The 25,363-nt window shown below is 57.5% G+C and carries 23 protein-coding genes; 4 read left to right on the top strand and 19 right to left on the bottom strand.

The annotated features are described in order from the left end of the window. Positions 1-132 precede the first annotated feature (132 nt). The 19 genes from CO666_RS24550 to CO666_RS24455 all read right to left on the bottom strand — a co-directional run bounded on the left by CO666_RS24550 (position 133) and on the right by CO666_RS24455 (position 20,650). Positions 133-894 carry an SDR family oxidoreductase gene (locus tag CO666_RS24550; RefSeq protein ID WP_164740515.1) on the bottom strand — a complete coding sequence of 254 codons (762 nt, stop codon included), beginning with the start codon at positions 892-894 and terminating at the stop codon, positions 133-135. 537 nt (positions 895-1,431) lie between these two features. Next, entirely contained in the window at positions 1,432-2,841 is a 1,410-nt protein-coding gene (locus CO666_RS24540; RefSeq protein WP_126910755.1) for a methyl-accepting chemotaxis protein, read from the bottom strand. Positions 2,842-2,895: 54 nt separating this feature from the next. Further along, on the bottom strand, positions 2,896-4,383 hold the full coding sequence (locus CO666_RS24535) for an NAD-dependent succinate-semialdehyde dehydrogenase (RefSeq protein WP_097614751.1): 1,488 nt from the start codon (positions 4,381-4,383) through the stop codon (positions 2,896-2,898). A 23-nt stretch (positions 4,384-4,406) separates the two neighbouring features. Continuing rightward, the gene (locus tag CO666_RS24530) at positions 4,407-5,426 is read right to left on the bottom strand and encodes an ABC transporter permease (protein WP_097614750.1); all 1,020 of its coding nucleotides are present in this window, start codon (positions 5,424-5,426) and stop codon (positions 4,407-4,409) included. Positions 5,427-5,439: 13 nt separating this feature from the next. Continuing rightward, positions 5,440-6,411, bottom strand: a complete 972-nt coding sequence (locus CO666_RS24525) for an ABC transporter permease (RefSeq protein ID WP_179869754.1) — start codon at positions 6,409-6,411, stop codon at positions 5,440-5,442. Next, positions 6,411-7,967, bottom strand: coding sequence for a sugar ABC transporter ATP-binding protein (locus CO666_RS24520; protein ID WP_097614748.1), 1,557 nt, complete (start codon positions 7,965-7,967; stop codon positions 6,411-6,413). The genes CO666_RS24525 and CO666_RS24520 overlap by 1 nt, the downstream gene beginning before the upstream one ends. 91 nt (positions 7,968-8,058) lie before the next feature. Then, complete coding sequence (locus CO666_RS24515) at positions 8,059-9,225, bottom strand: ABC transporter substrate-binding protein (RefSeq protein ID WP_097614747.1); 1,167 nt, start codon at positions 9,223-9,225, stop codon at positions 8,059-8,061. A 24-nt stretch (positions 9,226-9,249) separates the two neighbouring features. Then, positions 9,250-10,146: an alpha/beta fold hydrolase gene (locus CO666_RS24510; RefSeq protein WP_097614746.1), complete on the bottom strand. Its 897-nt coding sequence runs from the start codon at positions 10,144-10,146 to the stop codon at positions 9,250-9,252. Beyond that, positions 10,143-10,526, bottom strand: coding sequence for a hypothetical protein (locus CO666_RS24505; RefSeq protein ID WP_097614745.1), 384 nt, complete (start codon positions 10,524-10,526; stop codon positions 10,143-10,145). Before CO666_RS24505 ends, CO666_RS24510 begins: the two co-directional genes overlap by 4 nt. Before the next feature lie 80 nt (positions 10,527-10,606). Beyond that, on the bottom strand, positions 10,607-11,035 hold the full coding sequence (locus CO666_RS24500; protein WP_199287295.1) for a carboxymuconolactone decarboxylase family protein: 429 nt from the start codon (positions 11,033-11,035) through the stop codon (positions 10,607-10,609). 89 nt (positions 11,036-11,124) lie between these two features. Next, on the bottom strand, positions 11,125-12,009 hold the full coding sequence (locus CO666_RS24495; RefSeq protein WP_280951825.1) for an NAD(P)-dependent oxidoreductase: 885 nt from the start codon (positions 12,007-12,009) through the stop codon (positions 11,125-11,127). Between the two features lie 88 nt (positions 12,010-12,097). Next, positions 12,098-12,775, bottom strand: coding sequence for a GntR family transcriptional regulator (locus CO666_RS24490; protein WP_097614743.1), 678 nt, complete (start codon positions 12,773-12,775; stop codon positions 12,098-12,100). Between the two features lie 285 nt (positions 12,776-13,060). Further along, a complete protein-coding gene (locus tag CO666_RS24485) occupies positions 13,061-14,326 on the bottom strand; it encodes an NAD(P)/FAD-dependent oxidoreductase (RefSeq protein WP_097614742.1) in 1,266 nt (421 codons plus the stop codon). Between the two features lie 205 nt (positions 14,327-14,531). Next, complete coding sequence (locus tag CO666_RS24480; protein WP_097614741.1) at positions 14,532-14,840, bottom strand: putative quinol monooxygenase; 309 nt, start codon at positions 14,838-14,840, stop codon at positions 14,532-14,534. A 12-nt stretch (positions 14,841-14,852) separates the two neighbouring features. Beyond that, complete coding sequence (locus tag CO666_RS24475) at positions 14,853-15,956, bottom strand: NAD(P)-dependent alcohol dehydrogenase (RefSeq protein WP_097614740.1); 1,104 nt, start codon at positions 15,954-15,956, stop codon at positions 14,853-14,855. Positions 15,957-16,020: 64 nt separating this feature from the next. Beyond that, the gene (locus CO666_RS24470; protein ID WP_097614739.1) at positions 16,021-17,019 is read right to left on the bottom strand and encodes an ABC transporter permease; all 999 of its coding nucleotides are present in this window, start codon (positions 17,017-17,019) and stop codon (positions 16,021-16,023) included. A 5-nt stretch (positions 17,020-17,024) separates the two neighbouring features. Continuing rightward, positions 17,025-17,966 (bottom strand): ABC transporter permease, encoded by a 942-nt coding sequence (locus CO666_RS24465; RefSeq protein ID WP_097614738.1) that lies wholly within the window; start codon positions 17,964-17,966, stop codon positions 17,025-17,027. Between the two features lie 10 nt (positions 17,967-17,976). Further along, positions 17,977-19,506: a sugar ABC transporter ATP-binding protein gene (locus tag CO666_RS24460; RefSeq protein WP_179869753.1), complete on the bottom strand. Its 1,530-nt coding sequence runs from the start codon at positions 19,504-19,506 to the stop codon at positions 17,977-17,979. A 55-nt stretch (positions 19,507-19,561) separates the two neighbouring features. Further along, positions 19,562-20,650 carry a substrate-binding domain-containing protein gene (locus CO666_RS24455; RefSeq protein WP_097614736.1) on the bottom strand — a complete coding sequence of 363 codons (1,089 nt, stop codon included), beginning with the start codon at positions 20,648-20,650 and terminating at the stop codon, positions 19,562-19,564. Positions 20,651-20,924: 274 nt separating this feature from the next. On the opposite strand from CO666_RS24455, the gene CO666_RS24450 reads away from it, so the two are divergent. The 4 genes from CO666_RS24450 (at position 20,925) to CO666_RS24435 (ending at position 25,355) form a co-directional block, all read left to right on the top strand. Continuing rightward, positions 20,925-21,551, top strand: a complete 627-nt coding sequence (locus CO666_RS24450) for a 2,3-bisphosphoglycerate-dependent phosphoglycerate mutase (protein WP_097614735.1) — start codon at positions 20,925-20,927, stop codon at positions 21,549-21,551. A 473-nt stretch (positions 21,552-22,024) separates the two neighbouring features. Beyond that, the gene (locus CO666_RS24445) at positions 22,025-23,131 is read left to right on the top strand and encodes an NAD(P)-dependent alcohol dehydrogenase (protein WP_097614734.1); all 1,107 of its coding nucleotides are present in this window, start codon (positions 22,025-22,027) and stop codon (positions 23,129-23,131) included. Positions 23,132-23,232: 101 nt separating this feature from the next. Next, the gene (locus CO666_RS24440) at positions 23,233-24,876 is read left to right on the top strand and encodes a GMC family oxidoreductase (RefSeq protein WP_199287297.1); all 1,644 of its coding nucleotides are present in this window, start codon (positions 23,233-23,235) and stop codon (positions 24,874-24,876) included. Continuing rightward, the gene (locus tag CO666_RS24435) at positions 24,873-25,355 is read left to right on the top strand and encodes a hypothetical protein (protein ID WP_097614732.1); all 483 of its coding nucleotides are present in this window, start codon (positions 24,873-24,875) and stop codon (positions 25,353-25,355) included. Before CO666_RS24440 ends, CO666_RS24435 begins: the two co-directional genes overlap by 4 nt. The last annotated feature ends 8 nt before the right edge of the window (positions 25,356-25,363 follow it).

Below are 25,363 nucleotides of genomic sequence, written 5' to 3'. Positions count from 1 at the left end.
GTTATTCGACCTAAACGAAGAGGAAGAATGTTCGACTGCGGAAATGCAAACTGGTTTACATCCTGTTAGGATTTCCACGTCGAATTGACGTTCAAACTATCAACGTTAACAACAAGCTAATATCGTTACGAATTATCCTCGGAACGGAATATCCTCAGGTTTCAGGTCGATGTCCAAGACGTTCCCGGTGAGCTTTCCAGACATTTCTGAACTCGCGAGGAATTGGACAGCTTGAACAAGTGTCCTAAGCGTCTCACTTTGAATGCAAGATGTAGAACGCGCATTTCTGGCATGAACAGCGTTTATTCGAAGCCCCAAATTGAAATACTTCTTCGCCATCGCACTCGTCGTAGTTCGTAAGGCCGCTTGGAGCACAGCCTCGCGGTCGGCCTCTAGCAGCGTCTTCTCGTCGAACCATGCGATATTCACAACAGCGAGTTCCTCTCCCTGGAGCCGGGAGCCGAAAGCACTTGTAACCCTTATTAGATTGGAAACGGCATCAAGCCCAAGATCTGTAGCGGAAAGCGGATCCGCGAGTTCACGACGACGGAAGGCTATGTTTACCAGAATATCGACCCGGCTCCAGCGTAGGTAGACCTGATCGACCATTGAATTGACATACACGTCCCGATTCAAATTGACCTTAACCGGAAACAAATTCGTCCCCGAGACCGCGGTTAATGAACTGAAATCTGAAGGGTCGAGGTCGCCTACGGCGACACGGTAGCCAGTTTCGAGGAAAGACTGCGCAAGACAGAAACCGACCGGGTTTGACGCGCCCACCAACACGCATACCTTGCTAGCATGAAAGCCGGCAGCGGTCTGGCCTCCTTCAATAGACCCCTCCGTCGGCGGCGTCCGGCGTGCATTGTGAGTCTGAGATACTGGTTTCACGCGGTAAATGGTCCATGTGGGAAATCGTGAGATCCAGCGACTCGTTCATGTCTCAACGAGGAATGCACACACCTATCTCCAAATTGCGTTTTCTCACGCCTCTCCGACCCCAAGCAGCCACGAGGACATGGAAAGATGATCGACGGATAATCCATCGGTTTTTTCGACGTCCGGCTTCACGAGGTCTTTGGCGCGCGCGTCGATTTTCTGGCCGTACCTCAGTTGGATCTTCCAGGCAGCGCCCACGGATGTCGCTGGGAATCGGTGCCTTTCCGGAGAGACCTACGCTTTCACACGCGGCTCGCTGGGACGTATGGCATTCGTCTGGCCCTCAACGCTTGCACGCGCAGCATCGTCGAGCGCGTCAACGTCTATTGCGGACTGGCCCTCAGATAGGCACTCGCCATTCTCGCGTTCCAGGGTCGAGGTCGGTGGGACGATAATGCTGTTTTTCAAAAACTCACTCATGTGTCGTTCCCTCAATAGCTGCAGGTGGCAAGGTCTATCCGCGCAATACACACGAGTGCTTGGCGTTGCTTACTTGGAAACCAAGCGCAGACGATCCATAGCTCTGCTCCTGACCTGAAATAGCTGAAGCCCTTTGGTAAGTTGCTCCACAATGCCATCGAGCTGAGCGCAAGCGTTGTTCGTATCGGATGCCATAGTCGCGTTGAGCTGCGTGTCCTCATCGATGCTCGCGACTGCATCACTGAGCTGCCGCACGGCCGAAGCCTGCTCTCTCGTCGACGTAGCGATCAATCCAATAAGCTGCACAAGTTCGGCGATGCGCGTCGAAATCTTCTGGAGGGAACTCTCTGCGTTCGCGACCTTTTGGACGCCAATGTCCACCTCTTTGGAGGCTTGATCCAAGAGCTCCCGTATCTTCTTGGCTGCAACTGCGGAGCGTTGCGCGAGTGCCCGTACCTCCGTTGCCACCACCGCGAACCCGCGCCCGGACTCGCCGGCTCTTGCGGCCTCGACGCCAGCGTTCAGAGCTAAGAGGTTCGTCTGAAATGCTATCTCGTCGATCATCGATGTGATGCCCGAAATCTCATTCGACGAGGTCGCTATCTCTTGCACCGAAGCGGTTGCATCTCGCACTATTGCGCTTGCCGATTGAGCTTCTTCCTGAGCTTTCGCCATGCCAGCGATTGCGGTCTCGGTATTACGCAGAGAGGCTCCAATTGCTTGGTTGATCTGTCCAAGTGCGGCAGCACTTTCTTCAACCCTGACGGCCTGTATCTCCGATCGTGATGACAGACGGTTGGCTGCGACGGTTATTGACCTCGCTTTGTCGGTTATCTTTTCAGCGCTTTCCAGAACATTCCCCAAAGCAGACGCCAGCGAGGACACGGCTTTGTTGAAGTCTTGAGCAGACTTTTCAAATTTTTGATCTGTGTCCGGCATGCGGTTCAGGAGGTCGCCGTCGGCAAGCGCCGCCATCGCGCGCGAAAGCGCCTCAAGGAAATTCCTATCCAGCTCGGCATCTTGCTGGACCTGGAGTTCTAGAGTCTTTTGAGCGTGAATGTCGATGAGCGATCCCGCCGCCCATGCACTACCGTCTGACCTGCGGTCAGTTCCGCCAGTTGATCGGAACCACCGGTACTCACCCGATGCAGTAGCCAGCCTGTACGTTACATCGAACGATGTCTTGCCGCTGGCATCGGCAAGATGCGCCCCGAACGAGGAGGTGACGAATTCCAAATCATCCGGATGAATGCGTGTCGCCCACGAGGAAACCACGTTTGGAAAATCAGCTTCCGATCGGAACCCTAATAGACGTCGAAATTCGGCGGAGAAAGTATGTCGCTCTTGTCCCCCGGCCGTTGCCGAAGGCAGGTACACATCCCAGAGACCGACTCCAGCGAAACGCCCAAACAAGTCGGCCTTCTGGGAGGTGTTCGAAGCCGATTCGGCGAGTGCCCCTGTCTTGCCTTTGTTGAACAAATCCACCTCCCCTCGATATGCATCCAGTCGCCGAACCGCAATCCTTTGGTTGCCCTAGGCGCCGATACCGCCCATGCACACGTATTTCATGGACAAAAAATCATCCATTCCGTATTTCGACCCTTCCCTGCCGAAGCCAGATTGCTTGACCCCGCCGAACGGCGCAACTTCGGTGGAAATAAGGCCCGTGTTCACCCCAACCATGCCGTATTCCAGCGCCTCCGTAACCTTCCAGACATTCCTGAGGTCGTTGGCGTAGAAGTATGCTGCTAGGCCGAATTCGGTGTCGTTTGCGAGTTCGATGACCTCGTCGGCTGTCTCGAACTTGAAGACCGGAGCGAGCGGAGCGAATGTCTCCTCACGGGCCACTTTCATGTCCTTGGTGGCGCCGGAAAGGAGTGTTGGCTGAACAAATGTTCCGCCGCGCGCGTCGCGGTCGCCACCGACAACGACCTTAGCGCCCTTGCCTACGGCATCCTCGATATGGTTGTAGAGCTTGCTGACCGCATCGTCGTTGATCAGCGGGCCAATGGTCGCGCCTTCCTCAAATCCGTCCAACACCTTGAGAGCGGAAACCCGAGCGGCAAGCTTCTGCACGAAGCGGTCGTAGATCCCGCTCTGGACATAGAGGCGGTTGGCGCAGACGCAAGTCTGGCCAGCATTGCGGAACTTGGAGAGCATGGCGCCTTCGACGGCTTCGTCCAGATCGGCGTCGTCGAAGACGATAAAGGGTGCGTTGCCGCCGAGCTCGAGGCTCAACTTCATGATTTTCTGGGCGCCTTGCGCCATCAGAATGCGACCAACTTCCGTCGACCCCGTGAATGTAAGTTTCTTGACGATCGGATTTGAACAGACTTCTTCGCCGAACATCCGCGCGTTGTCCGTGGGCAGCACACTAAAAAGTTCGCTCGGAACACCTGCTCGCTCAGCGAGGATCGCGAGAGCGAGCGCTGAAAGAGGAGTTTCTGCAGCAGGCTTGAAGATGATCGCGCAGCCGGAAGCCAAAGCGGGCGCTATCTTGCGACAAACCATGGCCGAAGGAAAATTCCATGGTGCGATCGCTGCGACAACGCCAACGGGCTGCTTGATTACCATGAGACGCTTGTCGGCTTGGTGACCTGGTATTGTGTCGCCATATACTCGTTTTGCCTCTTCCCCAAACCATTCGATGTACGAGGCGCCATAGGAAACTTCGCCTCGCGCCTCAGCGAGCGGCTTGCCCATTTCTGATGTCAGGATAACTGCAAGATCGTCGGTGTTTGCGGTAACGAGATCGAAGAACTTGCGCATGATGCCGGCGCGATCTTTGCCCGAACGGCTCGCCCATTTTTTTTGGGCGATCTTCGCTGCGTTGATTGCGGACCGGACATCTTGAAGTCCAGCGCTTGGCAACGTCGCAAGCACGTCTCCGGTGGACGGGTTACGGACTTCGATCTGGTTGTCGCCTTCTCCATTCTTCAGCCACTGCCCCCCTACCAGCATTTCTTCGCGTACCAGAGACGGATCCTTCAAGCGACCAAGAAGCGTGCTGGAGATAGTCATCGATATTCCTTTCGATACTGCGTTCAAATCTGATTGCGGATATGTGGCGTGCGCGCGTAGATTGCGACCATCGGCACGATCAGAAGGCCGACAACGGCCTGTTGTGCAGGAAAACCCAGCCCAAGCCCGACGAGGAGCGAGGTCAGAACGGTCAGGACCAGAACACCGAGAACCGTTGCACCGTAGCCGCCCGCACCACCCAGCAGAGACGTGCCGCCAATGACCACGGCCGCCACCGTGGTAAACAGATAGGGATCGCCCACACCGACGAAGCCGCCGCCGGAGAAGCCAAGCAGGAGCATGCCCGTAATAGCAGACATCGCACCGCTGGCGCTGTGGATCACAGTCCAAACCTTGAACTCAGAGATCCCAAGACGGGCCGCAGCGGTCCTGCTACCGCCGATGGCGTAGATGCTGCGCCCGAACCACGTATTGTACATCAACCAGCCGAGCATGACGGCTACCACTGCCCAAATGACAATGACAGGAGGAAATGGCAGGCCAAAGAACTTGCCATTAAAGGCCGAGAGGTTTCGGAGCCAGACAGGGACCGGAGCAAAGACGGTGCCACCGAATTGCGACCCTAAGGAGGTATAAATCTGAACGGCGCCTACCGCAGCGAAACCGACGCCCAAGGACATAATGAGCGCTTGGCCCTGCAGCTTGAAGCTCAGGGCACCGTTGGCGGCGCCGACAAGAGCACCAAGCACAAGGACGACGGCCATTGCTACCGGAGCTGGGAGACCAGCTACCATGAGACTTGGGAGCAAAATATTCGCGCCGCCGATTATGTAGGGAATTGAGAGGTCCAAGGCGCCGACAAGCGCACATAGTGTTTGACCTACTGAAGCAAGCCCCAGAAAGGCGGCGAGCAACAGGATAGATCGCGCGTTTTGAGAAGAAACGAAACCGGGCACAAGTAGCGCGCCGAGAGCAAGCAGGCAGGCGAGAAGAGCGAACCCGATCCAGATGCTCTTGTGTGTGCGAAGTGCGTTCGACCGCCCGATCTCACTGATTTCTGAATTCATGACCGTTGTGACCATTTTCCTTGCTCCTTCAAGCAACTGAGCGTCGGCTAATGACGAAGACGTTCACTAAAAGTGACCCAATTAGGATGAGGCCAAACGCCATCTGGGTGACAAAACCGGACACCGTGCCGAAGTTGAACGTGGAGAGGAGATAAGAGATAAGAAACATGTTGATTGCGCCGAGCGTCGATCCAAGTGCACCGCCTCGGCCGCCGGAAAGGCTCGCACCTCCAAGCACCAGCGCAGTCACCGCTTGAAGAGTGTAGGTGCTCCCCTGGGTCGGATCGCCTGACGAAATCAGAGCCGTGTAGCTGAGGGCAGCAAGGCCCGCGAAGGCACCGCCGACGACATGAGCGATTATTCGGATCACGTCCACCTGAACGCCGCTCGTATAAGCCATTCGCTCGTCAGCACCTGTCATCCGAAGATTTCGGTAGAACATAGTAGACCTGAGAACACCCCAGAGGGCGTACGCAGCTACCAGCAGCAGCAGCACCGGCGAAAACACGCTCGTACCTGCGCCCCAGGTCAGCATCCAGTCTGGCGCAACGCCGCCTGGGCGTGACATCACCATGAGATTCAGCCCTGAAAGCACAAGGAAGCCAGAAAGCGTAACGATGATCGGCGCAACGCGGACGTAGATGATCACAAGCGCCTGGATCAACTGGAATACCGCCCCGAGGCCAACGGCCCAGCCGATGATCGCGACCGGATTAGTTATGCCGTTTCCGACCAACCAAGTGATAAGTGTGACATTGATGAAACCCAGCAATGGTCCCACTGAAAGATCAACCGCTCCTCGTCCAGCCATCACGATCGGCGTGATGGCCAGAGCCGTCAGTATCAACGGCGTCGCAACAAGGATTGCGCCGGCCAGGCCATTGTTTGTAAATAGGCCATGGCCGCGGAGTGCGACTGCCACGAGCAAGACCACAAAAAGCCCAGCAGGAACGAACAACGAGCGATCGTGCGTGATTTGACGTAATGCGCTGACTGACATCACGCGCTCCTTTCCAGATCGAATTCCACCGAGGCATTCTCAGACTTTCCGAACATCGCGGCGAGGATTGGTTCCTCTGCGATATGGTCGCCCGACAGAGAGCGGAACAATCGTCCCGCGAAGAAGACATCGACCCGATCTGCGAATCCGATAAATTCCTCGATTTCGCTGGAGAGGTAGATGACGCTGCCTCCCTTCTCGACGAAGGCGCGAAGTTCCCTGTAAAGGTCACGCTTGGTGCCTAGGTCGACACCTCGCGCCGGATCATTGAGAACGATTACCTGCGGATCGTTGGCGAAGGCGCGTCCGATTAGGACCTTCTGTTGGTTCCCACCAGAAAGAGAGGTGATCTTGTTCGAGGGACTGCCGATCTTGATCCGCAGACGGTCAACCTCGCGCTTGAACATCGGCTTGAGCGTGGGCTTCCTGATGATGCCCATCGGACCCAGGTTCTTCCTGTAAACACCGATCGCCAGGTTTTCGAAGATACTCTGCTGCGGGAAAATACCCTCGCGCTTACGGTCGCCGGACACGTAAGATATGCCTGCGCTGGCCGCATCTTCGAGAGTTGCGATCTCGACCATTTTGCCTGTTTCGGCGGAACGCACCAGCACATCGCCTCCGAATGGCCGCATTATGCCGACAAGGGCGCGAACGAACGCATCCTGACCTTGTCCGTCCAGGCCGGCCACTCCAACGATCGATCCCTTTGGTAGATCGAAATCGAATGGCGCGGATGTCCTCTGGGCGACCATGTTCTTTGCGGTCATGACAGAGACTTCTGCAATCGCTCTGTTTTTTGACGCGTATTCCTTCACGTCGCTCGCGCGACGGTCCGGAGGTGTCATCATCGACAGAAGGTTTTCCTCTGTAATCTCATGTTTCTGCAGTGTTCCGACGGTGACCCCATCTCGCAGAATGGTCGCCCGATCTGCTATACGCACGAGTTCGGCGATCCGATGCGTCACGATCAGGACTGTTGCCCCTTCCCGGCGGAGGCGATCGATCTCCTCATGTAGACGAATAGTTGAATCAAGATCGAGCGCTGCCGAAGACTCGTCAAGGATCAGCACCCGCGGCCTGCGGAGCATCGCGCGGGCAATGACGATCCACTGCTTGATGCTAAGAGGAAGGCCCCCGACCATCTGGTCGAGATCGACAGACTTTCCTACCAGCCTGGTCAAAATTTCGTTTGCTTCGGCGCGTCGGTCTCCGCCGCCGGACTGCGATTTGAACACGCCGTCGCGACCCACGAAGAGGTTTTCGAAAACGCTTGCCTCGTCTGCGACAAGCACCTCTTGGAAAATCGTGGTCAGTCCGATTTTCTTGGCATCGATCGGAGAATTGACCTTCTCGCCCAGGATCGAGACTGTTCCGGAATCGGGATGCAGGACGCCGGACATAATCTTGGCCATCGTGCTCTTACCGCTACCATTCTCGCCGACGATTGCGTGCACCTCTCCCGCGTGCGCCTCGAAGTCGCACTTTTTGAGCGCCTTCGTTTCGCCGAAAGACTTGGCAACATCGGCCAACCTGATTGTAATCTCTCTATTCACTGCTGACCTCCACCCGCAACGTCCGCGAAATGCGGCTTCCCTCTAATGGGAATGGTACCGCCCGGCGACTGTGCCGCCAGGCGGAGCTGTCTTACTTGGTTGCTGCCTTCCAAGGATCGGCAGGATGCTCGAAATATTGGTCAGCGACTGCGGCCGGGAACCAACCGTCCGCCGTGGGTTCGACGAAGTCGGTCGAGTTCAGATCGCAATTCTCTGGGATTGCTGCGCGGACATCGTCAATGGTGTAAGGAAGTACTGGACGAAGGAACGATTGAACCTTCGGCCCTTGTCCTTGCAAAGTGCGAAGCATAATTTCCCACATCTGTTGCATTTCGCGGCGCGGCGGCCAGATGTGGAAGCTCGCATCAACCCAATCCGGATTATTGCGCCAGTAGCATGCCGCGGAGGCCTCACCACCCAGTGTGATCGGGATCATGTCGCGTCCGGACTGGAGCATCGCGTTGAGGACGCCGTTTTCTTGAGCTCCCTGGGTCAGGATGCCGTCAACGGGTGTGGGATTGGTCGCGAGGAATTTTTGCACTTCGACCTGCGCAACCTGGTCCGTCCATTTGCCAGCAACTTCGCCTACAATTTTAATGTCAGGATACTTTGCGAGCGCTTCCTTTGCAGCCTTGTCGAAGCTATCGGACGACGCAAAGCCGGGGATACCCGATACAAGGAGGACGTTACCCTTCTTCCCGATCTTTTCCGCGAGCCACGTGGCCATCTCGCCGCCACCTTGCGCATGGTTAGCCGCGCCATTGATGGCATACGGAGACGTCACGTAGCCCGAGAACGAAAAGACTGGGACGCCGGCCTTGTAGGCGTATTCGATCGTCTGATTCAGGGCCGTGACGTTCGAGCAGCAGATGATGATGGCGTCTACGCCATCGTCGACCATCTGCCGCATCTGCTGAATCTGAACCGCATCCTTAAGGTCGGACTGGGTGACAACCACTTCCGATACCAGTCCGGCCACTTTTGAACGCGGAAGGAGGTCGTTCATGACGGCGTCGAGAGCTGCTGCGCGCCAGGTGTTTCCAGCGTAGCTACTTGCGTAACCAATCTTCCACGGAGGGCCCTTCTTGGGCTTAAAATTCTTATAGGCACTTGCTCCGAGCGGGATCTGGGGATCAACGACTTCGTAGATCTTCTTCTCGCTTGCGGGCAATTGGTCAACGCCGTCGGCGTAAGCGGCGTTTGCGAGGGCGCCGATCGAAATCAGCGCCGTCAGAGTTCCCTTCAAAATGTTTTTCATGATGGTCTCCTCCCAATACCCCCGTTAGGCGACTTTCGCCCGGGTTTCGGATGCCTGCCGAATTTCCTCAAGGATCGGCAGCAGGTACTTTCGGAATTCCGTGTAGTCTTCGGTGACTGGGAAATGCCCCAGCTTTTCCATCGTCCAGAACTTGCTTCCCTTGACGAGATCGGCTGCGATCTTGGTGTCGGCGGGGGACGTGTTGGGATCGTACTCACCGGTGAGGAAGTACAGCATGCATTTGGACGTATCGATCCGGCTCGCCTCTTCCGGGGACACATTGTGGTCGTAGTAATAATAGTAGAGGTCGCCGGCGAAGATTCCGGGGCCGCCGCAGCTGTATTCCCACTGAATTTCGCGGACGTTGGCCTCCGGAGAATACGGGGAGATGTTGAGCATCATTGCTGCGCCAATCGACGTGCGGTTGACGTTCGGGTTGTCGAACTCCTTGCGGATGCCGGCCATGCCGACTTCAACGTATTCTGCCGCTGAGCGTAGCGCGCCCTCGACTGAGATCGTCGCACGGAAATTGTCCGGATAGTTCGAAGCCAGATCTATGGCGAGATGGCCGCCCATTGAGCTGCCCATATAGACGGGTCGATCCAAGCCGAGCGCCTTGGACAGTTCCAGTTGAAAGTCCATCATGAACTTCTTGGTCATGTTGTATTCCTTCTCCCACCAGCGCACTCCGTGGGGTGGAAGGGACTTGCCGTGATACGGCAAGTCAAAGGCAATGACGCGGAAGTCTTTCGTGACCTGCTCATCGCACAGCGCGTGTCTGTACTGGCGACCGTCCGAACCCGCCGTGTGGCCGACGAGAAGAGGGATGCCTTGCCCTGCTTCTTCGTAATAGACGCGGTATTCGATGTCTTCGATGGTGAGATAGACGTAGCGGCCAGTGATTGGATCGTGCTTGGTCATGCTGCCACTCCTTCGGGACGAGCATTGCGCATCAGCGTTGTCATGCGGTTGAGCGCAGGCAGATACGCGAAGGTTTCGTTGGTGTTGCTGAGGTGAAGACCGTGCTTGATGTTCGAAGACTGCAGGCACTGGTAGAATGGCAACGGCTTGTGTTGCAGTAGAGCTTCCCACTGCTCGGCCGTTCCTCGCACAACGATCTTGCACTTGTCGTCGTCGTAGGCTGCTTCCTCGACCTTCACCATTTTGCCGTCCTCAAAATGAAGAGCGACTGTGCGCGTGGAGAATTCGCACTTGATGATGCCGTTGAGATAACGGGTCTCGCGCTTGAACTCGAAGTCCTCATGCGCAAGTTTTGTGAATTTCTCGAGATCTATGGCCACGATTGGCTCCTCCCCTATTAAAAACGCGGAAGACACCGCGCGATTGAAGATCGCCGACCACCTCCTGGTCGGCGCGTGTGTCAGATGTTCATTTCGTTGAACACTTCCTGTGCATGGCGGAAGCTGTCGATCCCGGCAGGAACACCGACATAGATCGCGACTTGAAGGAAGATTTCCTGGATCTCCTCCTTGGTCAGACCGTTATTGATGGCGCCCCTGATATGTCCGCGCAGTTCATGCGGCCTGTTCAACACCGAGATCATGCCCAAGTTTAGGATCGACCGGGACCGACGGTCGAGACCGGGTCGGTTCCAGATGTTGTCCCAGCAATACTCAGTGACGAGCTCCTGCATGGGCCATGTGAATTCGGTGGCCTTGCCAAGTGCGGCATCAACGTACGAATCCCCCATGACTTCTCGACGGGTCTTCAGCCCGCGCTCGAACTCTTCAGAAGGCATCTCGCGTTCGCCTCCGACGGTGTTAACCGTAGCCGCTTTGCTGACACTCATATTAAAGCTCCCTAGATTGATGAAGGCAATATTGACAGATTGTCTGACGATCTGTCAACCAATTTTTTGGCTTAGCCCAGATCTCTTCGCTAATTGCGATTGTTCAGATACTTAATGATCGCCGTGTGATCTTCGGAGGGACCGAGGGCGTTTTTGGCCGCGTCCCATGTATCCGCAGTCTCTGCGAGCGTATCGAGGTTGAGGTCCAGGCTCTTGGCCAGATCCGCGGCAATGCGGATGTCTTTCGCCATAAGGCCAAGGGCGAATCCGGACCCAAACGTCTCCGATAGGATGAATTGCTTCATCTTTACCTCGGTCGCGTTGTTCTTTCCGGAAGAGGAATTGAGCACGTCCACCACCGTGTTCGCGTCAAGTCCGAAGCTCCGCGCAAGCAGAACACCTTCAATAGCAGCCAGTACCCCAGCGCCAGATACGAAGTTGTTGATCGCTTTCATGGCGTGTCCGGAACCAACGCCCCCAGTACGGAAAACTTGGCCCCCAATCGCGTCGAAAAGGGTCGAAACTTCGGTGATGTCTGCTTCGGCTCCACCAGCCATGATGGTCAGCGTTCCCGCCACAGCTCGTTTGACACCGCCAGAAACCGGCGCATCTACAAGCCTCAAACCGACCGCTGTAAGGCGCTCGGCGAGGTCGCGCGTGTCCGTGGGCGCTGATGAACTCATGTCAATGACAAGAGCTCCCGGTTTCAGGCCCTTCCAAGCATCGCCCGAGAAAAGCGCATCTTGAACGATCTTGCCGTTGGGAAGCATCGTGATTGCTATGTCGGCATCCGCCATCGCGATCGCTGCGGACTCGGCCGGAAAGCCGCCCCGTGAAGCCAAGGCATCGCGGGCATCTTTTGACAGGTCGAACCCTCGAACATCATAGTTCGACTTAATGAGATGCTCGGCCATAGGCTGGCCCATCGCGCCCAAGCCAATGAACGCAACGCGTGTTTTTTGAGAGTCTGACAATTTTTCCTCCGATGGAATAGGCAGGCATCGCTGCAGCTATTAAACCGGACTAAAACAAATTATCAGACAATCTGTCAATCTTAAAATGCTATTGCGTGGAATTCTTTCGCAGATATTCGAGCGCTACCTTTGCAGCCATATCGATATGATGCTTGCACGCCGCAGCCGCGACAGGACCATTACGATTGCTGATAGCGTTGGAAATTTCCTTTATTTCCGCGATGCTGTGTCTCAAGCGACCGGGCTGAGTCATGGAGGTCATTCGGAGGAGGTTGATCCTGTTGTGGAGCGAAACGAGCATTTGTCTAACGAACAGGTTCTTGCTCCCGTCCATTAGGCAGTCATAGAATGCGTTCTTCGCCTCGATCAGCCGGCTTCCAATCCCGCTATCAGCTGCTGCCTCGAACTCGACCACGGCAGCTTCTAAGGTCGCAATGTCCTGGGCGCTACCGTTTTCGGCGAACTGCTGGCCAGCGAAGCTTTCAAGCAGAGCCCTCACCGCATAGAGTTGTTGCGCTTCCTCGTAAGTTATTGTGCTGACGACAGGGCCTTTATGCGGATAGCTCGTAATTAGCCCCTCTGCTTCAAGCTGCCGAAGCGCTTCTCGGACCGAGGTTCGCCCGACGCCTAGCATCTCGCAAAGCTCGCGTTCGACCAGCCGTTGGCCGGGTTTGAAACGACCTGTTGCTATCGCCTGGCGCAACTTTTCCTCAACCTGCATCCGGAGCGATGCGCTGACTTTCGGTATCTGAAGTTCGGTATCCATTGCTCATCCCGCTGAAGGATTCCGGCAAACCCGGATTCTCGACTACATATGGCTGGTCTAAACCGATTTATCAATCGGATTGTCTGAGACTTGGTGAGTTCAAGCATCTAGAGCAGCGTGCTGTGATGGCGGTCCGAGTGCAATCTCGATGAATGAACTGGTATCCACACGCCCCTTCTTCCGATGCAACCGTGCGGCTACTCCAGTCTGGCAAAACCGCGCGTCAAGGGTACGTTATTGTCTGATAATCTGTCAATCTCGAAGCGCGTCGTCCTACGTGCCTTCCTATACCTCGTCCTTTAAAGTCTCCTTTTGAGTAATCAGTCGAGCGGAGTGATGACCGGACAGAAACACCCACAGCCAACTGAGAGCCACTGCCACCCGGCTACGAGTTCCGATTAGAAAATATATGTGTGCCAGACCCCATATCCACCATGCGAGCCAGCCCTTCATTTGAAGGCGTCCGAAGTGGATAACCGCTGCACTGGGGCCGATGGTGGCCAGATTCCCGAGATGTCGATATCTAAAAGGACCTGGGGATGACCGCCCCGCCAACCGGGCCATCACAACCTTTGCGACGTACTTCCCCTGTTGCTTCGCCGCAGGAGCAATACCAGGAACCGTCTTTCCCTCCTCGATAGTCACCGATGCCGTATCTCCGATTACGAAGATATTGGGTTTTCCCAAAACAGTCAGATCGGATTGGACCTGAACGCGCCCAGCACGATCAGACGGTGCATTGAGCCAAGCAGCGGCCTTCGAGGCCTGCACTCCGGCCGCCCAGATAACAGTGCGGCTAGGTACGAAATTCTCGGCTATTGTGACGCCGCGTTCATCACAGGCAGTAACAGGATCACCCGTTCGAACCTCAACGCCCATTCTCGTGAGCGCTTTTGCAGCGTACTCGGAAAGTTGCGTCGGAAAGACGGGTAGAACACGCGACCCTGCTTCGATGAGGAGGATCCTTGCCGTGCGCGTGTCGATATTCCTAAATTCCTTCACCAAAGTCTTGTGAGCAAGCTGAGCGATGATGCCGGCCAATTCGACTCCAGTGGGTCCTGCTCCGATGATGCTGAATGTCAGCAGGGCTTGCCTTGTCTCGGGATCCTTCTCGACCTCCGCTCGCTCGAAGGCGAGGAGAAGCCGTCGCCTTATTGTGGTCGCGTCTTCTAAGGCTTTCAGTCCAGGTGCATGGGGTTCCCAATCGTCGCGGCCGAAGTAGGCATGGCGGGCCCCCGTCGCGAGAATCAGCGTATCGAAAGGAAGCGTGTTTCCGTCTTTCAGGAGAACAAGGTTTTTCTCAAGGTCCACGTCTATGACCTCGCCCAATATGGTGGATATGTCGGGTCTTCCACGGAACAGGGAGCGGATCGGCCAAGCGATTTCTGAGGTGGCCAGCACCGTCGTCGCTACCTGATACAGCAACGGCTGAAAGAGGTGATGGTTACGGCGATCCACGATAGTAATCGTAGCGTCGGGGTGTTTCATGTCTTTGGCGAACTGCAATCCGCCGAATCCCCCCCCGACGACAACCACGCGATGTTTAGTCATGCTGCCCTCCTCAGAAACCTACCGCGCCAAATCCACAGTGCGAAGCGTCTACGTAGATTCTGTCAGACAATCTGTCAATGTTGGGGTCGTTGGAGGAGCGAACAGCGCTATTGTCATCGAGGCCCTAACTAGGCTCAAGGCGCCAAGACTTAGAGCTCGATAGCCTCTGGATGATTGATTTTGCGCGCTTTTCATTACTACTTGCTCAGTCGCTGATGCGGTTGGTGACGATGATCGATGGCGGGCTGACCAAGAGCGGGAGAAGGGGCTCGAGGACGCGCTTGACGTTCGGATGCTCGCCGTGTCCCGCCGCGGCCGTTTCGTTCGCCCAACCGTCCAGGATGAAGAACGTGTTCGGATCGTCGGCGCGCTGGTAGAGATCATAGTACAGGCAGCCAGTTTCTTCGCGCGCCGGACCGATGAAGTCCTGGAGGAGCTCCTTCACGCGGTCCCTGTTCTGCGTCGTCGTCTTGAATTCGACGATGAGGTGTTGTTCCTCTGTCTTGCTGGTCATGCGAAATTGCTCCTAATTGAAGACGATGACTGGCTTGATCACCCGGCCGGCTTCCGCGTCATCGATCGCCTCGTTGATCTTTTCAAACGGGTATTTGGTGATCAGCTTTTGGAAGGGGAAAAGGCCGGCCTGGTTTAGCTCGACCATCTGCGGGATGAATAGCTGCGGGATTTGATCGCCGAGGATCGCGCCCTGGATTTTGCGATTGAACACCATGAGGTCGAGCGGGATCGGAATGTCCTTGCCGAGCGCGTCGAGGCCGAGAAGCGCGACGTGCCCGCCCGCCCTCGTGCATTTGATCGAATTCAGGATGACGGGGATGATCCCGACGGCGTCGATCGCGAAATCGGCTCCACCGTTCGTCAGAGAGTGGATTTGCTCCACGACGTCGGTGTCCTTGCCGTTGATCGTGTGGGTGGCTCCCAGCTCCTTGGCCATGTCCAGCCGCTGCTGGTGCAGGTCGACGATAATGATCTTGCTGCAGCGACGGACCTTTGCCGCCATGACGGCTGCCATGCCGACCGCCCCTGCCCCGAAGATCGCGATAGTGGAACCTATCTCCGGCTTCATGGCGTTAATGACGGTTCCAGCACCTGTCGCCATGCCGCACCCAAGCGGCGCAGCGTTCATCAGATCGAAGTTTTCCTTGGGGAGAAGGGCGGCGTTGTTCTCGGTCGCGAGGATATGGGTGGCGAAAGAGGACTGGCCGACGAAGTTGCTTCCGATACCGACCTCGTCGCAGAGCAACGCCTTTTTCCCGTTCGGCCTAAGTCCGGTCAGGTTGTACTGCGTGTAGTTCTGGCAGTTCATCGGGTGCGAGCGGCGGCAGTCGGCGCAGAAGCCGCACGAGCTCTGGCTGAGGGCAACGTGATCGCCGACTTTTAGGCTTTGCACGTCGGCACCAATCGCTTCGACGACGCCTACCCCTTCGTGCCCCGGAATGACCGGCGCCGGCGGCCCGAAGATCCCGTCCCGAAGAAGGAGGTCTGTATGGCAGATGCCCGTCGCGACTGTGCGTACCAGAATCTCGTTTCCTTCGGGATCGGCCAGCTCCAGCTCGCGGAACTCCAAGGGTGCCTTGGGCTTGACGGCGACGGCCGCTGTGATCTTCACCATTTTCTTCTCCTGAGTTCTTCCGCGACTGCGGCTGAAATTGGAAGCCGGCCGGACCCGACTGAAGTCAGACCCGCCCAGCGCGCGATCCGTAGATGATCGCAGCGAGCGCGATGATCCCGCCCTGTACGATCAGCTTCCCCGGCTCCTGGATGCCGAAGACCGTCAGCATGGCGAACAGAAAGCTGAACGCGACCACCGCGACAAACGGGCCAGATACACCGCCCCTGTCCACTCCGAACGTGACACCCCCGAGAATCGTCGCGGCAAGCGCGTTCATGAAAGTATCGAACCCGGGCTTGATCGTTCCGACGGCGAGTGCGGAGACTTGTACCAGGGCGGCGATGCCTGTCAGGACTCCCGCCAGCGTATGGGATACAAAGATCGTCCGAGAAAGTGGGATGCCCGTCGTTTCCGCCGCGCGGGGGTTGTCGCCGACGGCACGGAAATAACAGCCGACGATCAGGAAGCGGAACGCGAGCGCGACGAGGACAGACACACCGATCCAGACGATCACCGAATACGAAAGTCCGTGGATGTTTCCGCTCGTCAGGACCCGTAACCAGCTCGGCGTCGACCCAGGCGCGCGACCGGCGCTCATGTACTGCACGACGCCGATGAGGATTGCGGAGACGCTAAGCGTCGAAATGACGGCCGAAGCGCGGATGTAGGCTACAAGGACACCGTTGATCAGGCCGACTGCGAGGCCGACGACGATCGGCATCAGAACCGTGACATAAGACGGATAGCTGTTCAAAAAGCCCGAGCTGGCGAGGTAGATTGCGAAGGCGAACACGCCACTGACGGAAAGGTCGATGGAGCGAACTCGCATTACCAATGACTGCGCCAAAACGGCGATGCCAAGCGGTGCCGACTGCTTGAGGATCACGAACCAGTAGTTCGGGTTGACGAGCGTCGCGCTGACCAGAGGAGCGATCGCGATCAGGATCGCGAGGACGTAATATGCTGGCGGCAGGCCAAGCACCCATGGGATCGCACGCTTGACATTGATGGTACGCGGTGGTGTCTCGAGTTTGGTTTCTGTCGTTGTCATCGAGAAGTCCATCTCTTTCAAAGTCCGATTGTCTTGCGCCGCTGCGAGACGACGAGCGCAAGGAGCAGCAAGCCCTTGACGACCGACTGGAGGAAGGCCGAAACGTTCGCGAGGTTCATCACGTTGTTGACGATGCCCAAGATGGCCGCTCCGACGACGGTGCCGAGGATGCTGCCGATCCCGCCAGCGAGATGGACGCCGCCGAGTGCCGCCGCCGTGACGGACTCGATGCCGAACGTGGCACCGCCCTTTGGGTCGCCCGACGCAAGCCTCCCTGCGAGAAACATCCCGGCGGCGCATGCGAAGAGTGCCGACAGCACGTAGGCTTTGATGACCGTGCGCTCTACCGGGACACCGTTCATGCGGGCATTGAAATCGTTGCCGCCGGAGGCGAAGAGATAGAGACCGAAGGGCCTGCGATAGAGAAGCCAGGACGCGGCGCAGGACGCGGCGATCAGCCAGAAAAAGGAATTCGGTATCGGCCCGATCGCTCCGGCCACGGATGCGGACAACCATTCGGGGACACGACCGCCGGGGATGGGAAGGATGATTAGGGCGAGCCCCTGACCGATACCCATCGTCGCGAGCGTCATGATAATCGGGTGAACGTTCAGGCGTGCCACCCCGTAACCGTTTGCGAGGCCAAAGGCGACGGCCACCGCAATACAGAGAAGCACACGAACTATTTCCGGCAGGTCGAGCGTCATGATCGTCGTGGTGACGCTGATGATCGATCCAACCGAAACGTCGAGACCACCGGTCAGGATCACGAACGTCTGACCCAGCGCCGATATGACAAGCACCGTTGACTGGGCCAGCAGGTTCGAAAGGTTTTCGGAAGCAAGGAATCCGGGCAGAAGGATCACCGACCCGATCAGCATGACCAGCAGCGTTCCGATCGAGAGACGGATTGCACCCGCCCGGTACGGGACCTTGAGAAAGCTCGTCACAGTATTCATGGGTTCCTCCTCAATGAACCGCCGCGCGCGGATCGTCCGCGGAGCTGGAACCGAGTGCGGTTCCAAGAATGCTTTCCTCGGTCGCGTCCGCCGCCGGCATTTTCCCGACGATTCTCCGGTTGTGGACGACCAGGATGGTGTCGCAGAGGCCGATAAGTTCGGAATGCTCGCGCGACGAGACGATCACGGCACCTCCACGGTCGCTGAAGTCGCGGAGCAACCGATAGATTTCCGCCTTTGCGCCGACATCGACGCCGCGTGTAGGCTCTTCGATCACCAGGATATCGACGCCGGATAGAAGCCAGCGGCCGAGCAGGACTTTCTGCTGATTGCCGCCGGACAGCTTGCCGACAGGAGCGCCGGGGTCGGCTGCGGCGACGCGCAGGGATTTTATGATTTCGCGAACCTTGGAAACCGACCGCCAGGCGACGCTTGCCATGTTGCGGTTGAGTTGTTTTCCAAGAGCAATGTTGTCGTAGATCGGGAGCCGGAGAAACAGGCCCTCCTGCTTCCGGTCTTCCGGAATGAAGCCGATCCCGGCGGCGATTGCGTTCGAAAAACCTGAAGTCACGTTTACGGCGCTCATGCTGGCGTCGCTTCTTCTGCGGCGAACGGTCACTGCCCTCGCCGTCTCGACGCCGACGACCGAGCGCATGATCTCGCGCTGCCCCTGTCCTTCGAGACCGGCCAGTCCGATGATTTCGCCCTTCCGCACAGCGAAGCCGACCGTCGCGCCGCCGTCATGCAGTTTGAGGTGCGAGACCTCGAACATGGGCTCTCCGGTCTCGCGCGACCGCCGCGGAAAAAAATTCTGAAGCTCGCGTCCGACCATCGTCGCGACGAGCGAGTGGAGATTGAAGTCCTGCGCCTTTGCGGTCGTTACCCAGGCCCCGTCCTTCATGACGGTGATGGTGTCGCAGAGCTCGAAAACCTCGTTCATGCGATGCGAGATGTAGACGACCGCTTTCCCTTTGGCCTTGAGGTCGCGGATAACCTTGAAAAGATGCGCGACATCGGTCGAGTTCAAGGCTGCCGTGGGTTCGTCGAAGATGAAAACATCCGCGTTCGACGTTAGGCCCTTTGCGATTTCTACCGCCTGCTGCTGGGCGACTGTAAGCGTGTCGACGATCGCCGTCGCTTCGAGCTGGGGAAAGACGTCCCCGAGAAGTTCGCGGGACCTGCGGACGACTTCATCGCTGTCGATCGAGCCGTCCTTGCGGCGCGGTTCGTGTCCGAGAAACATGTTCTCGGCAACGGTAAGGTTCGGGATGAGCGCAAATTCTTGGAAGACCGTGGAGACACCCGCCAGACGAGCCTCTTTGGGCGACTTGAAGCTCACTTCCTCGTCACGCAGGCGGATGCTTCCGGCCGTCGGCGGGTAAACGCCCGCGAGGATACGCATCAGCGTGGATTTGCCCGCGCCGTTCTCGCCCATCAGGGCGTGCACGGATCCGCGTTCGAGCGAGAACTGGACATCTGAAAGAACTTTCGTGGCACCGAACGATTTGTCGATGCCGACCATCTCGACAAGCAAGCTCATGAATATTTCCATCTTCGAGAGAGATGCGGGCGCGGTTTCCCCGCGCCCCGTTTTGTCAGGCCTTGAAGTATTCGAGGAGCTTCTCGTTCGGCATTTCGGTTGGTGCCCAGTAGGCGTCCGTAAGATCGGCGCGGTAGAATTGCGAGAGATTCTCGTCGACGATTGGCTTGGGACGATTGGTCCAATTACGCTGGATCGGCTTGCCTTCGAGGAGGGCGAAGGATGCGCGCAGCGCGGCCGTTGACAGCGCGGGAGGGCAAATCGGGCCGATGGAGGAAAGCTTCTCGTCGTTCCAGCGACGCATCCAGCCGTTGAGAGCCTCCCCGGTGATGGGGGGAATAGTGGACGCGCCTGCCTCCTGCAAAGCGTCGAGCACGCCGAGAGACATGTTCGCACCGTCGGTCCAAACGCCCGCGACATCCGGATCAGACAGGTAAAGGTTTTCGGCGATCTTTTTGGAGTCTTCGTAGGACCAGCTACCGTGCTGTGTCGACGTGATCTGGAGGCCCGACTTGCTGAAGACCTCCATAGCGCCTGCATAGCGATCGGCATCGATCGGATGCCCGGCAATGCCGCGCAACACCCACACCTTGCCCTGGTTGCCGAGCTTGTCGACCAGGAACTGCGCCATCACTCGACCAAAGTAAAAGTCATCGCCCTGCACCTGAACCGTGAAGTCCTCGGTGTCGACGCGGCCGAGGTAGACTACGGTCGGAATGCCGGCGGCCTTTGCCTTTCTGATGCCTTCGACGGCGGAACCCGTCGTCAGCGGCGCAATGATGATCGCGTCCACCTTCTGCGCGATAAGGTCCTCGATGTCTGCGACCTGCTTGGAAGCGTTGAGATCAGCGCTACGGAACTGGTAGTCCGCAACACTGCCCTTGTTCTTGCTGATCTCGTATTCGGCCTCGAAGGCCGTCTGGTAGGTGTGGGTCGAGCCAGCCAGACCGTAGTGGCTGTGTCCGATTTTCCAGGGTCCGGACCTGGCGAACTTGCCAGCTTCAACGATCGGGTTGTTGCCCTCCGAAGGGAAAGTATCGGGAAGTAGGCTGATGGCGTCCTGCGCATGAAGAATACTCGGTCCTCCGAAAGTCCCGGCTAGGGCAAGTGCCCCACTGGCCTGCAGGAAAGTACGTCTTTTCATGGAATTCTCCTCCTCAAAACCGCTATGAGCGGCGAACATTGTCTGCTTGCGCGAGAACCCCGTCCTCTCCTGTCGTTGCCGAACTCTCCTCAGAGCGGGGAAACGCATCGATATAAATCATCAGACAATCTGTCAATGAACTGCGGAGGTTATAGCCCACAGGGTTAGCCTATAGCACCTATCGTTTTTATTTATATCGGCATTCTGTGATTTTATCTCTTGACGCAGTCAATCAGACAAAGTTTGAGTTCTCGGGTTTGGTTGGAGAGCATCCTTGTCTACACTTGTTGTCGTCCGTCACGGACAGAGTTCCGGCAACGAACGGAACGAATTCACCGGCTGGAGGGACGAGCCCCTTACCCGCCTTGGGCTGGAGGAAAGTCGGTTAGCTGGCATGATGCTGGGTGATCGCGGCCTGCGTTTCGATAAAGCGTTCAGCTCAAACCTGAGCCGCGCCGTCGAGACATGCCGGATAATTTTGTCGGAAACCAACGACACGCCGGTCACCCCGATGCGTAGTGACGCTCTCAACGAGCGTGACTACGGTGAACTAACCGGATTGAATAAGGATGACGCCAGAGAAAAATGGGGCCCTGACCTCGTGCGTCTGTGGCGTCGCTCCTACCTCGTGCCTCCGCCGGGCGGCGAGAGTATCCGTGATACCAGCGCCAGGGTTTTGCCGTTTATCATCTGCGAGGTCCTGCCTGCGCTGTTGCGGGGCAAGTCCGTATTGTTGGTTTCGCACGGCAACACTATGAGGACGATTTGCCACGTGATCGAAAAGCTTTCGATCGAGCAGATGCTCGCTCTTGAGATACCAACTGCCATGCCAACCATCTACCGCTTGACCCACGATTTGTCCGTAATCGAAAAGGCAATTCTTTCGCGAGAGGAGCGCTGATCCGGAAAAGAGCGGCGACATAGTCTTTTGGATCTTAGTCATAACCACGCCTCCTCTCGTCTTGAAACTATCCATGTTGGAACAAGGCGGGTTCCACATCGTGGAACCATCATCCGGCGCACCAACGCGTCCTGTTTGAACCGCTCGACGCCACCGGTCCAAGAATGTCGCCGGACAGATTGCGTGACCGCGGCACTTGTGGACGCAAAAAGCTTTCAGCGAAGAAAGCGGTTCTTCGTCAGGCAATCTGTCAACACAAATGAAGCTGCCGAATTATTCGGTGTCTCTCGAATGCTTCACCGAAACCCTAGTTAATCCGTTTTCTACAATTACTTAGCCGGATTTCACTCATGGTTTTCGCCCTAGCAGAGCGTGATGCATGGCATTGGAAAACAAACTAATTGACTGATTGTCTGAAGATGACTTAGGTTCGCCCTCAATTTGCGCACGAGGCGCATGGGAGGAGGATTCTAATGAAACAAGCGTATGCCGCGATTTCGCGCGAGAAATCGAAACCTCTTGTCTTGGAGTGCATAGGCATCGATGAGCCACGGGCAGACGAAATCCTCGTGCGCATCGTCGCATCCGGCGTATGCCACACCGACATGGTGGTTCGAGACCAAGGGTACGACGTGCCGCAGCCCGTCGTTCTCGGCCACGAAGGTGCAGGCATCGTCGAAGCGGTAGGCAGCGGCGTCAAGAGTCTTGTCCCCGGAGACCACGTGGCCCTGAGCTACGCCTATTGTGGCAAATGCGAGAAATGCCTCGGTGGCACGCCCTACTATTGCGAGGACTTCTTCGGTAGGAACTTCCGCGGCACTCGCCCGGACGGCTCCTGCCCAATACATGATTCGCACGGCACCCAGATCAGCGGTTGCTTTTTCGAGCAGTCGTCTTTCGCCACCTACGCCATCGCCTCCGAGCGCAACGCGGTCAAGATTTCGAAGGATGTCCCTCTCGAGTTGATAGGCCCTCTGGGGTGCGGTCTTCAGACGGGTGCAGGCGCAGTACTGAATTGCCTGAAACCACAGGAAGGATCATCCATCGCGATCTTCGGCGCTGGCGCGGTCGGCATGGCCGCCGCCATGGCCGCCAAGATAGCCGGGTGTGCCACGATCATCGTTGTCGATCTCAACGACGAGCGCCTTGAACTCGCCGTCGAACTAGGCGCGACCCACACTGTCAACGCCCGCAAGGTGGATAGCGTGAATGCCATCAAGAAGATCGTTCCCGCTGGGGTCGACTTCAGCCTGGAATGCACGAGTTCTCCGAGGGTATTCCGCCAGGCGGTAGATTGCCTTGGCACGCCGGGAACGTGCGGCCTTGTAGGGTCTTCGGCCCTTGGGACGGAAGGCGTTATCGACATCGGCAGCTTCCTCTTCGGACGAACGCTGGTCGGTGTCGTGGAGGGCCAGAGCGTTCCCTCGGAGTTCGTGCCGCAGTTGATCGAATACTGGCAACAGGGCCGCTTCCCGTTCGACAAGCTCGTGCAGTTCTATGACCTGGACGATATCAACCAGGCGATGGCCGACTCCGAAAGCGGGAAGGTCATCAAGCCCATCCTGCGCATGAAGCACTGAGGCTTCAACCTTCTATGGACGACTGAAATGGCCGCGGCGACGTCGCGGTCACGGGGATGCTTTTTGCACTTGGAGGAGTGATGGCAAACGCGCGAGACGAAATGGAGACGTTCGACTTTGTCGTCGTCGGAGGCGGGACGTCGGGATGCGTCATCACGAACCGCCTCAGCGAGGCGGGATTCAAGGTCTGCCTGCTGGAGGCTGGCCCCAAGGACATCAATCCAATGATCCACATCCCCGCTGGATACATCAAGAACATTTACAGCAAGAAGCTGACCTGGAACTTCATGTCCGAGCCGAACCCGGGCACCAACAACCGCAGTTTCTCCCTGCCGCAAGGGCGCGTTCTCGGCGGATCGAGTTCCATTAACGGCCTCAACTACGTCCGGGGCCAAGCTGTCGACTACGACAACTGGGCAGCAGGAGGAAACCCCGGATGGAGCTACGAAGAAATCCTCCCTTATTTCAAGCGCTCGGAACGACGTATCGGACACGGAGACGAACGCTATCGCGGCCGCAACGGCGAATTGCCGATCACCGATCTCGACTGGCAGCATCCCGTGAGTGACGCGCTCATCGACGCCGCCGTCGAACTGGGTATCCCCCGAAATCCAGACTACAACGGCGCAAAGCAGGACGGCGCGGGATTTTTCCAGAGAACGATCTACAAAGGGTTCCGACACAGTTCCGCGACGGCCTTCCTCAGCAAGGCGATCAAGCGCGGCAATGTCGATGTTCGCACGAATTGCCAGGCAACATCGATCCTCTTCGAAGGTACCAAGGCGGTCGGGATCGCCTATGTGGCGGGCGGTCCCGGCGGCTCGCATCGAGAAGTCCGTGCTTCAAGGGAAGTCATTCTAACCGCTGGCGCGCTGAACACCCCCAAGCTTCTCCAGCTTTCGGGCATCGGACCAGCCGACGTCCTCGGCCGAGCCGGGATCGGGATATTCCATGAGTTGGCGGGCGTAGGAAACAATCTCCGGGACCACTACGCGGTGCGCATGGTCGCGAAGGTCACGGGTTCGAAGACGATCAACGACGTCGCCCAAGGACCTGCCCTTCTTGGCCAAATCGCGCGTTGGGCGCTCGGGAGGCCCAGTATCCTCGCCGTCAGTCCTTCGCTTGTCCACATCTTCTGGAAATCCGATCCCTCCCTCTCGCGGCCCGATCTCGAATTCGCCTGCGCCCCGGCGAGCTTCCGCGAAGGGGTGGTCGGGCTTCTCGACAAGCATCCGGGACTGACCCTTGGCATATGGCAGGAGCGGCCGGAAAGCCTCGGTTTTTGCCACGTCACGTCGTCGGACGTCTTCGAAGCGCCGGCGATCCAGCCGAACTACCTGACGAGCGAGACTGATCAGTTGGCGCTGATCGGCGGGATGCGGCTGGCGCGGCGACTGTTCCGGTCCCGCGCGCTCGACCGCTACGTCGAGGCGGAGACCTCGCCGACACCCAATCTCGAAAGCGATGACGAGTTGCTGGATTTCGCGCGTCAGAAAGGCACGACGGTCTATCACATGATCGGGACCGCCCGGATGGGTCCCCGCTCGTCTCCGGGAACAGTCGTCGACGCCGAGCTTAGAGTCCACGGATTGGCGGGCCTCAGGGTATGCGATGCCTCGATCATGCCGTCGATGCCTTCGGCGAACACGAATGCGTCCACCTTGATGATCGCGGAGAAAGCCGCCGATCTCATTCTCGGCAGGACGGCAGCCGCGATAGAGACCCAGGGCGAGCGTGCGGCATGAAGAGCGTCGACACGCAGATACGATTTTCCCCGATGCGGGTCGTCGAGGTCTTGGACGAGAAAACCGCCTCGTATTCCGTCTCGGCGCAGCCATGCTTCGAAAGCCTTCACGGCGCGGCCAACCGCATGGCGGGCCTGCTCGTTCTTTTGGCTATAACGAAGTCCAGGCACGTACTCGATATGGACGTCCATAGGGCCGCGGCCGCTCTCGTGAAGGCCGGGAACGACGAATTCCGGGGTCTCGTTCCGACGCCTCGGTCGCGGCATTTCCATCGCCATCTCGGAAAGGCGGGCGGACTACTCGCCATCGCGCTGAGGGACATCGACTCAACGCTCTCGGGGTCCGCGGGTGCCCGCGATCCCCTCGCCCCGCTGCGGGCTGGCTGGGAAGAACTACGCAGCGCCTCGATATGCCTACCGGGGTTCGAAGTCGTCGATTTCGAGCATTCGTGCTGCGCGCTTCATCAAACAGCAAACTGAAACGGGAG

Origin of the sequence: Rhizobium chutanense (genome assembly GCF_002531935.1) — a bacterium.
In the GTDB taxonomy this organism is placed as follows: domain Bacteria; phylum Pseudomonadota; class Alphaproteobacteria; order Rhizobiales; family Rhizobiaceae; genus Rhizobium; species Rhizobium chutanense.
This window is presented reverse-complemented; position numbering and strand designations above follow the sequence as displayed.